This window comes from Xylanibacter brevis P6B11 (assembly GCF_000621825.1).
Taxonomy (GTDB): Bacteria; Bacteroidota; Bacteroidia; order Bacteroidales; family Bacteroidaceae; genus Prevotella; species Prevotella brevis.
This window is the reverse complement of record NZ_KK211352.1, coordinates 395,157-404,175: the sequence shown is the minus strand read 5'-3', so window position 1 is coordinate 404,175 and position 9,019 is coordinate 395,157. Positions and strand designations below refer to the sequence as shown.

Below are 9,019 nucleotides of genomic sequence, written 5' to 3'. Positions count from 1 at the left end.
TTTGGTTTCTTCTTGCGGGGAAACTGCAAGACATGCTAGGGGCGGTTGTGGGTGTTTGTGGTGCTTTGCTTTTCTTCTTGCGGGGAAACCGCAAGACACACTAGGGGTGGTTGCGGGTGCTTGTGGTGCTTTGCTTTTTTTTCTTGCGGGGAAACCGCAAGACATGCTAGGGGGCGTATTGGTTGTTTTTTTATGGGGTATCTGCATTTTTTTTGATGATGATGGGCGGCGGTTTGCAGGAAAACAGGTAACTTTGCGGCTCTAAACTATACTTGATAATATAAAAAGGTGTATGGAAAAGGGGCATAATATGAAACGGCGATGTGAGTTTCATGACTATAGACGGACGGGCATCTACCATATTACTCTTGTACTAAACGATAGAAGAACGCAGGCTTTGGGACGTATCGTGGGTGATCTGAATAGGGATGATGAAGATCCGAATGGTCCTCATGTGGCTTTGTCGGCTATTGGCTTGATGGTGCAACGAGAATTGCTGAATAGTATCTCTAAGTACTACCCGATGGTTGAGATTCAGGATTATGTGATTATGCCAGATCATGTGCATTTTATTGCTGTGGTACATAGGGATGTGGTTAGCAGAAATGGTCATGTGATGCATCTGGGAAATGTGATTGCTGGTTTTAAGAAGGGGTGTAATAGGCTCTTTTGGGAAATGACTGGGATGGAAAGGCAGACGGATGGCTATGTGGAAGGTGAAAAGGTGCCATCGAAGGCGTGTAGTGACAGACCTCCTCTTTTTGACTCAGGCTATGTGGACGTGATGCCTCTGCAAAGCGAACAGTTGGAGCAGCAGCGGCAATATATCAGGAAGAACCCAAGAATGCGCTTGATTCGTATGTCAAGCAGTGGGGGACTGAGGATTCAGAAGGGTGGTGTTGATACTGCGTTGACATTTCCTGCTCTGTATGGCTATCTGGAACGGGAGTGTGATGCCTCGCAAATGGATAACGGGACTTGGCTGATGCTGAAGGAACGGTTGCTGAATGAAGGTGGAAAGGTGGGTTGTAACACTTATGGTCACAGGAGCTTGTTGCAGAAACGGCTGTTGCCAGTGGTGTGTCATCGTAAGGACAAGTCCCTCTTTGAACGACAGAAGCAGCGGTGTCTGCAGGCGGCCAGGGATGGGGCTGTGTTGGTGTCTGCCCGCATAGCCAAAGGCGAGCAGGATATTATGGCTGCAGTGATGGCGCAAGGCTCTGCTGTGATTATTGTGCTAGATAATGGTTTTGCGGAGATGTATCATCCTTCGGAAGAGAAGATGCAGGCCTGCCTTGAGGGTCGGCTACTGTTTGCGACGCCTTGGCATTATCGCTACCATCGCAGGGATGAGAAGATATCAGTGGCAGAGTGCAAATCGATGAACTGTATAGTGCAGGCATTATGCCGCCGACGTGACGACTGGTGGCAATATGATGAATAGTGTAATGCCGTGGTTCCCCCACGGTATTTTTTTTCTACCATTATCTCTACCATACAAGGACTTGATTTGGCTGGCGAAATGTTGTACCTTTGCAACGTCGAAAGGAATAAGAGACATCCCGACAAGGATTGACCAACCTTTAATACCTTAATAATTATAATAGAAAAAACCATGAGAACACAAACACAACTGACGGAGCATTTCACGCTCCAAGAAATGATGGCCTCGGGTACGGCCATCCGACTGGGACTGAAAAACGAACCTGGCGAGAAAGAGGTGGAAGCGCTGAGGCATCTGTGCGAGGAGGTGCTGGAGCCACTGAGACAACGATTCGGACGCATCATCATAGCGAGCGGCTATCGCTGTGAGGCGCTGAACAAAGCGGTGGGCGGCGTCAAGAACTCACAACACATGCGGGGCGAGGCGGCCGACATTCACTGCGGCTCGCAACAGACAGCACAGCGCTACTACCTCTTTATCAGCAAACACCTGGTGTTCGATCAGTTGCTGCTGGAACGACGACTGAGCAATGGCTGCTGCTGGATCCACGTGAGCTACATCTTCCAGCCGGGGCGGAGGGCCAACCGACAGATGGTCAAGGAGCTGACTGTCTAAAAAAGAAAAGATCGTGTGCAGAGGCACACAACATTGATAACACAACAAATTTTTTATTAACCATTTAAAACACACAAAAAATTATGAAGCTGTTTTTTAAGAAGTATGTTAACGAAGTGAAGAATTCTAAGATGTTCGGTAAGTGGTATGCCCGCGTGGCCATCACCGAGACCGTGGGTATCGAGGAGATTGCCTTGAAGATGCAGGACAACTGTACGGTGAAGCGTGCCGACATCCTGGCGGTGCTGAGCGAGCTGGGTCCCACCGTGCGTGATCTGCTGCAGGACTCTAAGCGCGTGAAGCTGCCCTATCTGGGTGCGTTTAAGTTGTCTATCAGTACCACTGGTGCCGACAGCGCCGAGGAGTTTACTGCCAACAACGTGAAGAGCGTGAGGGTGACTTTCCAGCCCGAGACCCGCATCTCGTCTGACAAGCACCGCGTGAAGGAGCTGACCAGCGGTTGCCGACTGATGGAGATGCCCATGTATGGCTTCTCGAAGAAGGAGGAGACCGAGAACGAGGATTGATCAGCGAGTATGAACGAAACAATGTATAGATGATGAAGAAGATAGACATTTGGAAGTTTGTGCTTCAGACCGCCATTGCCGTGCTGACGGCTATTGCCACCTCGCTGGGTGTGATATCGTGTGTGGCAGCATAGCGGCGCGCCACCAACCTGCCAACCTGGATCATGATGATGGTCCAGGTTTTTTTTGTGCTTTGGGGCGTCCCGGAGGTGTTTTGGGTGCATGATCGGTGGCTAGGAAATTTGACGTAAATCAATAATAATTCAAGGATAATGGCCGATAATTCTAAAAATTTACTTACCTTTGTGCCCGATTATATATATTGCGAGCTGTCCTTAGTTTCATTAAAGTCATTATCATGCTTGATGGTAATCTATAGACACATAGCTCAATTCAATTCAAACCTAATTAACAAAAAAAATGAGATCAATCAACATCCTTGGAACAACTTTCAAGAAAAGAGTAATTTTTGTGGCTATGATGACTCTTATGGGGGCTTTTGCTGTGAAAGCCAGCACACCACGAGCAGAGTATCCGCGTCCGCAATTTGAGCGCAGTCAGTGGTTGAACCTGAACGGCACATGGACCTACACTTTCGACTTCGGAAAGTCGGGCGATGCGCGCGACTTCCGCAACAGTAAGGGTTTCGACGACAAGATCCTGGTGCCCTTCTGTCCTGAGAGTAAGCTCAGCGGCGTAGAGCACACGGACTTCATCAACTGCATGTGGTATCAGCGCACCATCAGCGTGCCTGCAGCATGGGCTGGCAAGAAGATTCTGCTGCACTTTGGTGCCGTGGACTATGAGGCTACGATATATATTAATGGTAAAGAGGTGATGCAGCACTTCGGCACGGGAAGCAGTTTCGAGATGGACATCACGAAATATGTGCCTGCCGGCCAGAGCGCCAACTTGGTTGTGCGCGTTGTGGACAACCTGCGCAGCGGTATGCAGCCTGGCGGCAAACAGTGCTGGAACTACTACTCTGGCGGTTGCGACTACACCCGCACAACGGGTATCTGGCAGACCGTATGGTTGGAGCCCGTGAGTGCGCAGGGACTGAAGAATGTGTTTGCCATTCCCGATATCGACCAGCAGCAGCTGGTGGTACGTCCGGAGTTCTATGGCGAGGCTAACGGCAACACGCTGACCGTGCAGGTGCTGGACGGCAAGAAGGTGGTTGCCACCAAGACAGCCAATGCCGTGAACGGCAGCAACCTGGTGCTGAGCATTAAGAAGCCCAAGCTGTGGAGCCCTGAGAGTCCTTTCCTCTACGACGTGAAGTACATCGTGAAGGATGCTGCCGGCAAGGTGATTGACGAGGTCAGCTCGTATGCCGGTATGCGTAAGATCCACTGTGCCGATGGCTACTTCTATCTGAACAACAAGCCTTACTTCCAGCGTCTGGTGCTGGATCAGGGCTACTATCCCGACGGCATCTGGACAGCTCCTACTGATGAGGCTCTCAAGCACGACATCGAGATGAGTAAGGCCGTTGGCTTCAACGGTGCCCGTCTGCACCAGAAAGCCTTCGAGGAGCGCTACTACTACTGGGCCGACAAGCTGGGTTACATCTGCTGGGGCGAACAGGCATCGTGGGGCACCAACGTCAACAACCAGGAGGCAACAGGAAACTTCCTGCGTGAGTGGACCGACCTCGTGGTGCGCGACCGCAACCATCCATGTATCGTGACCTGGACACCCCTTAACGAGACCTGGGGAGCACAGGCAGGCACCTATGTTCGTTTTGTGCAGGACCTGTATAACCTGACAAAGGCCATCGACCCCACACGTCCTGTGAATGATGCCAGTGGCGACGGTCATGTGAAGACCGATATCTGGAGCGTTCATGACTACACACGCGAATACGACAAGCTGGTGGAGAACCACACCTTCAGAAATGGCGCTCCCCACTACCGCAACATGGCTGGCAAGGACTACCTGGCAGAATGGGAAGGTCAGCCTTATATGATCGACGAGTTTGGCGGACTGGGCTGGATTCCCAAGGCTGAGCGTGGCAACTCATGGGGCTATGGCGCTCAGATTGAGACCGAAGACGAGTTCTTCGAGATTCTGGAAAAGGAGATTGATGCCATCAAGGCTTGTAAGAACGTGGTTGGATTCTGCTATACGCAAATCACCGACGTGGAGCAGGAGAAGAACGGTGTTTACTATTACGACCGTCGTCCTAAGTTTGATGCAGCCAAGTGGAAGGCTATCTTCGAGAAGATTCCCAGCATCATAGAGAAGTAATAAGACAGATTTCTGGTAAAAACAAAAAGCTTTCCGCCGTACTTGTGGGCGGGAAGCTTTTTGTTTTTACAGATGAATGACGAACGGTCCCGTTGAATGTTAAAAATCAATAAGAATACGGGACGATAGTAGGGGTTGTCTGTGGTTTAAGCTACTTTTGTATGAAAAGTAAGTGATAACTATATATTGCTGATGAGACTGAAAATCATTCGCCTTTTATACTTGTTGCTGTGCCTGCTTGGTGGCGTGGCAACTGCTGCAGAATATCAGTTCAGACATTACGACACCAACAACGGGCTGTCGCAGAACTCGGTGATGTCTATTGTTCAGGACAACATGGGTTTTATGTGGTTTGGCACCAACGACGGCATGAACCGTTTTGATGGGCGTTCGTTTAAGGTTTATCATAAAGGCAACGGTGCCAACCAGTTGGGCAGCGACCGTATCTGTGTGATGTACGAGGCACCTAACCACGAGTTGTGGGTGGGTACGGATCATGGGGTTTATATCTATTCGCCAACGACCGACTCTTTCCGTCGCTTCTCGACCAAGACGGCGGCGGGCGAAAGCATAGAGCGCCAGGTCAATGTGATCACAGGCGATGCACAACGGGTGCTGATAGGGTGTAACAACGAGGGTATTTATATCTACGACCTGCAGAAAGGCAAGCTGCAACACCATAAGCTTGAGGGCTATCCGGCGGTGTCGAGTCTGTATATGGACAGTGACCATACCATCTGGATAGGTTTCTACGAGAGCGGCCTGTCGTTCACCCGAAACCTGTTTAAGACGATTGTCAGCTTCACGGGTGTTAACGGCAGGAACATCCTGGAGCACCAGACCATCATGGGGATGACATCGACGGAGCAGGGACGCTTCTTTATCTGCTCGTCGGCATCGGGACTGTCGGAACTGAACATACCCGAGAAGCGGCTGATACCCCTGATATCTTCTGTTGACGGCAAGGAGCTCTATGCCAGAGACCTGATCAAAAACGACGACCAGCTGCTCATGGCCACGGAGAGCGGACTGTTTGCCTTCAACATGAGCAGCAACAGCTATACACACTATAAGTATGAAGCCACCAACCCCTTCTCGCTGTCGGACAACTCGCTGCAGAAGGTGTTCCGCGACAAGGATGGCGGCATCTGGGTGGGCTCTTATTTCGGTGGCGTGTGCTATGCACCCCGCATGGCCTATGCCTTCAACAACTATATGCCGCGCGTGGATGTGGAAGGCTCGTTGCACGGTCGAAGGGTGGGACAGATGGTTGAGGCTGCCAACGGACATATCCTGGTGGCCACCGAGGATGGTGGACTGAACCGACTGGACCCCGCAACAGGGCGCTTTGAACACCTGGCAGCCAGTGTGGCCTTCCCCAATGTGCAGAGCCTGTGTCTGGTGGGCAACGAGGTGTGGGCAGGCACACTGAACAACGGTTTGAAGGTGATGGACGTCAACACCGGGCGCTTGTTGCGCAGCTATGAGTCGAGCAGTGAAGACGGACAGTTGCACGACAACTTCATCCTGACGCTAGAAAAAGCCAGGCAGAGCAACAACGTCTATGTGGGAACGCTGGGCGGCGTGTATTGCTACGACCCGGCACAGGACAGATTCAACCACCTCAAGGAGTTGCCGCAGCAGATTGTGAAAGACATTATGGAAGACAGACGTCACAACCTGTGGGTGGCTATCTATGACTGTGGTGTGTTTCTGCGCACAGCAGGTAGCAAGCAGTGGCAACATTTCCGTGAGGCAGATGGCACGCTGGCCAGCAATAATGTGGTGGGCCTCTGCGAGACATCGCATGGCGATATATGGGTTTATACCGACTGTAACGGTGCCAGCCTGTATGACAAGAAGAAACGCCGGTTTGAACACGTGCCCATACCCAGCTTCTGTTCGCAGCGCATGGTGCAGAGCATGGTGGAAGACAGAATGGGACAGCTATGGTTGACCACCAACGAAGGACTGATGTGCTACAACCCCGACGACCGTTCTACGCGTATTTATTCCACAGTCAACGGACTGCTGGACAACAACTTCAGCGGCAACTCGTCGCTGTGCAGCTCGAAGGGACAAATCTATCTGGGCTGTCAGTCGGGACTGGTGGCCTTCTCGCCCGAGAGTTTCCTGGGGGTATCCTCTGCCCCGGTGATTATTGCCACCGAGCTGATGCTGCAAGGCAGCGTGGTAGATAACTTCACACCCGAGTCGCCCCTCACCGAGAGCATCACGGTGACGCGCGAGCTGACCCTGAACCACGATCAGAATGCTTTCTCGCTGAAGATATCGGTGCTGTCGTACCGCGATGCGCAGATGCGACAGATAGCCTATTACCTGGAGGGCTTCGACCATGAATGGCAAAACCTGTATAGCGACAACTATATCAGATATACCAACCTGCCGCCAGGCAATTATGTGCTACACGTGCAAGACATGTCGAACATCGGTAAGACGGCCGAGCCCTATACGTTGCGCATCACCGTGCTGCGCCCCTGGTATCAGCGCTGGTGGGCATGGCTGCTCTACCTGTTGCTGATGACGGGTGTAGGACTGCTGGTCTATCGCTATCTGAAAGAGCGCTCGCACATGAACAGGCAATTGGCTATGGAGAAGTTCGAGCACGAGAAGCAGCAGGAGCTATACCAAAGCAAGATCAGCTTCTTTACCAACGTGGCTCACGAGATACGCACGCCGCTGACACTGATAAAGGGTCCGCTGACGGACATCCTGCAGAAGGACATCGATGATGATGATGAACGCGAGAACCTGCACATCATGGACCAGAACGTGACACGACTGCTGGACCTGACAAACCAGTTGCTGGACTTCAGAAAGATAGAACGCGACGGACTGCGACTGAACTTCCAGCACTGTAACATCGGACAGGTGGTGAAGGATGTCTATAAGCGCTTCAGACCACTGATGCAGCAGCGTGGCATAGCCGACAATATCATACTGCCGGAAACACCGCTGATGGCTTGGGTGGACCGCGAGGCACTGACAAAGATTGTGAGCAACCTGTTGACCAACGCCACGAAGTACTGCGAACAGCAGGTCTGCGTGGAGGTGACGGCCCGCGAAGAACAGGTGGAGATTACCACGCGCAACGACGGACGACTGATCGATGCACAGATGCGACAGCAGATTTTCAAGCCTTTCTTCCGCGCCGACAATGCCGAGGCGAAGACGGGCACCGGCATCGGTCTGGCACTGGCGCGTTCGCTGGCAGAGCTGCACGGCGGCAAGCTGGAGATCATAGACGATGACACACTCAACGTGTTCCGACTGACGCTGCCCATCGAACAGCAAGACTATGTGATGAGGCTGGACGAAGAGACCGTCATCGCCGACACGACAACAGCAGAGGCCGACGAACAGACAGGTCAGGAGCAGTTGCCAACGGTGCTGATAGTAGAGGATAACGCTGCCCTGCTGGCTCATGAGAAGAACCACCTGCAGCGACATTACCGTGTGCTGACGGCCACCGATGGCGAACAGGCCCTGAAGGTGCTGACCGACCATGATGTGGACATCATCGTATCTGACGTGATGATGGAGCCGATGGACGGTTTTGAGTTGTGCCAGCACGTGAAGGGCGACGTGAACTTCAGTCATGTGCCCGTGATACTGCTGACGGCCCTGACGCTGGAATCGGCCAAGATACAAGGCATGGAGAGCGGTGCCGACAGCTACATCGAAAAGCCGTTCTCGATGGACTACCTGCTCAGCGTGATTCAGAATCTGCTACGTTCGCGACAGAGCATCAAGCAGGCGTATGCCACCTCGCCATTCCTGCAACAGGACACGGTGTCGATTTCGAAGGCCGACGAGGCATTTATGCAGCGACTGGAAAAGGTGATGACCGACCATGTCAAGGACAGCGACTTCGACATCAATGCGCTGGCCAGCGAGATGTGTATGAGCAGAACGAACCTGAACAGAAAGATGCGTGGTTTGTTTAACCTTACACCGAATAATTATATTAAGGTGGAACGACTGAAACGGGCGGCACAGTTGCTGAAGCAGGGTGAGACAAAGATCAACGAGGTGTGCTACATGGTGGGATTCAATTCGCCCAGCTACTTCACACAGTGCTTCCAAAAACAGTTTGGAATGTTGCCAAAGGAGTTCGTCAATCAGAAAAATGTGCAGGAATAGTGCTTTTGGTTCGTTT

Annotated in this window: 7 protein-coding genes; all 7 read left to right on the top strand. The window is 52.0% G+C overall.

Annotated features, from left to right (window positions below; translation table 11 throughout):
• Positions 1-265 (top strand): hypothetical protein (locus T496_RS15270; RefSeq protein ID WP_231478045.1); only part of this gene is annotated, 265 nt, incomplete at its 5' end.
• Between the two features lie 45 nt (positions 266-310).
• On the top strand, positions 311-1,444 hold the full coding sequence (locus tag T496_RS0111235) for a transposase (protein WP_155808880.1): 1,134 nt from the start codon (positions 311-313) through the stop codon (positions 1,442-1,444).
• A gap of 171 nt (positions 1,445-1,615) precedes the next feature.
• On the top strand, positions 1,616-2,059 hold the full coding sequence (locus tag T496_RS0111230) for a D-Ala-D-Ala carboxypeptidase family metallohydrolase (protein ID WP_027450835.1): 444 nt from the start codon (positions 1,616-1,618) through the stop codon (positions 2,057-2,059).
• An 83-nt stretch (positions 2,060-2,142) separates the two neighbouring features.
• The gene (locus tag T496_RS0111225; protein WP_027450834.1) at positions 2,143-2,586 is read left to right on the top strand and encodes an HU family DNA-binding protein; all 444 of its coding nucleotides are present in this window, start codon (positions 2,143-2,145) and stop codon (positions 2,584-2,586) included.
• 29 nt (positions 2,587-2,615) lie between these two features.
• Entirely contained in the window at positions 2,616-2,720 is a 105-nt protein-coding gene (locus T496_RS15025; protein WP_231478044.1) for a smalltalk protein, read from the top strand.
• A gap of 286 nt (positions 2,721-3,006) precedes the next feature.
• Positions 3,007-4,839: a glycoside hydrolase family 2 protein gene (locus tag T496_RS0111215; protein WP_262499111.1), complete on the top strand. Its 1,833-nt coding sequence runs from the start codon at positions 3,007-3,009 to the stop codon at positions 4,837-4,839.
• A gap of 192 nt (positions 4,840-5,031) precedes the next feature.
• Complete coding sequence (locus T496_RS0111210; protein WP_027450832.1) at positions 5,032-9,003, top strand: hybrid sensor histidine kinase/response regulator transcription factor; 3,972 nt, start codon at positions 5,032-5,034, stop codon at positions 9,001-9,003.
• Positions 9,004-9,019 lie beyond the last annotated feature (16 nt).

Excerpts from the sequence above, each read along its gene's own strand:
- T496_RS0111235 (WP_155808880.1), top strand. The coding sequence starts at position 311 with ATGAAACGGCGATGTGAGTTTCATGACTATAGACGGACGGGCATCTAC.
- T496_RS0111230 (WP_027450835.1), top strand. The coding sequence starts at position 1,616 with ATGAGAACACAAACACAACTGACGGAGCATTTCACGCTCCAAGAAATG.
- T496_RS0111225 (WP_027450834.1), top strand. The coding sequence starts at position 2,143 with ATGAAGCTGTTTTTTAAGAAGTATGTTAACGAAGTGAAGAATTCTAAG.
- T496_RS15025 (WP_231478044.1), top strand. The coding sequence starts at position 2,616 with ATGATGAAGAAGATAGACATTTGGAAGTTTGTGCTTCAGACCGCCATT.
- T496_RS0111215 (WP_262499111.1), top strand. The coding sequence starts at position 3,007 with ATGAGATCAATCAACATCCTTGGAACAACTTTCAAGAAAAGAGTAATT.
- T496_RS0111210 (WP_027450832.1), top strand. The coding sequence starts at position 5,032 with ATGAGACTGAAAATCATTCGCCTTTTATACTTGTTGCTGTGCCTGCTT.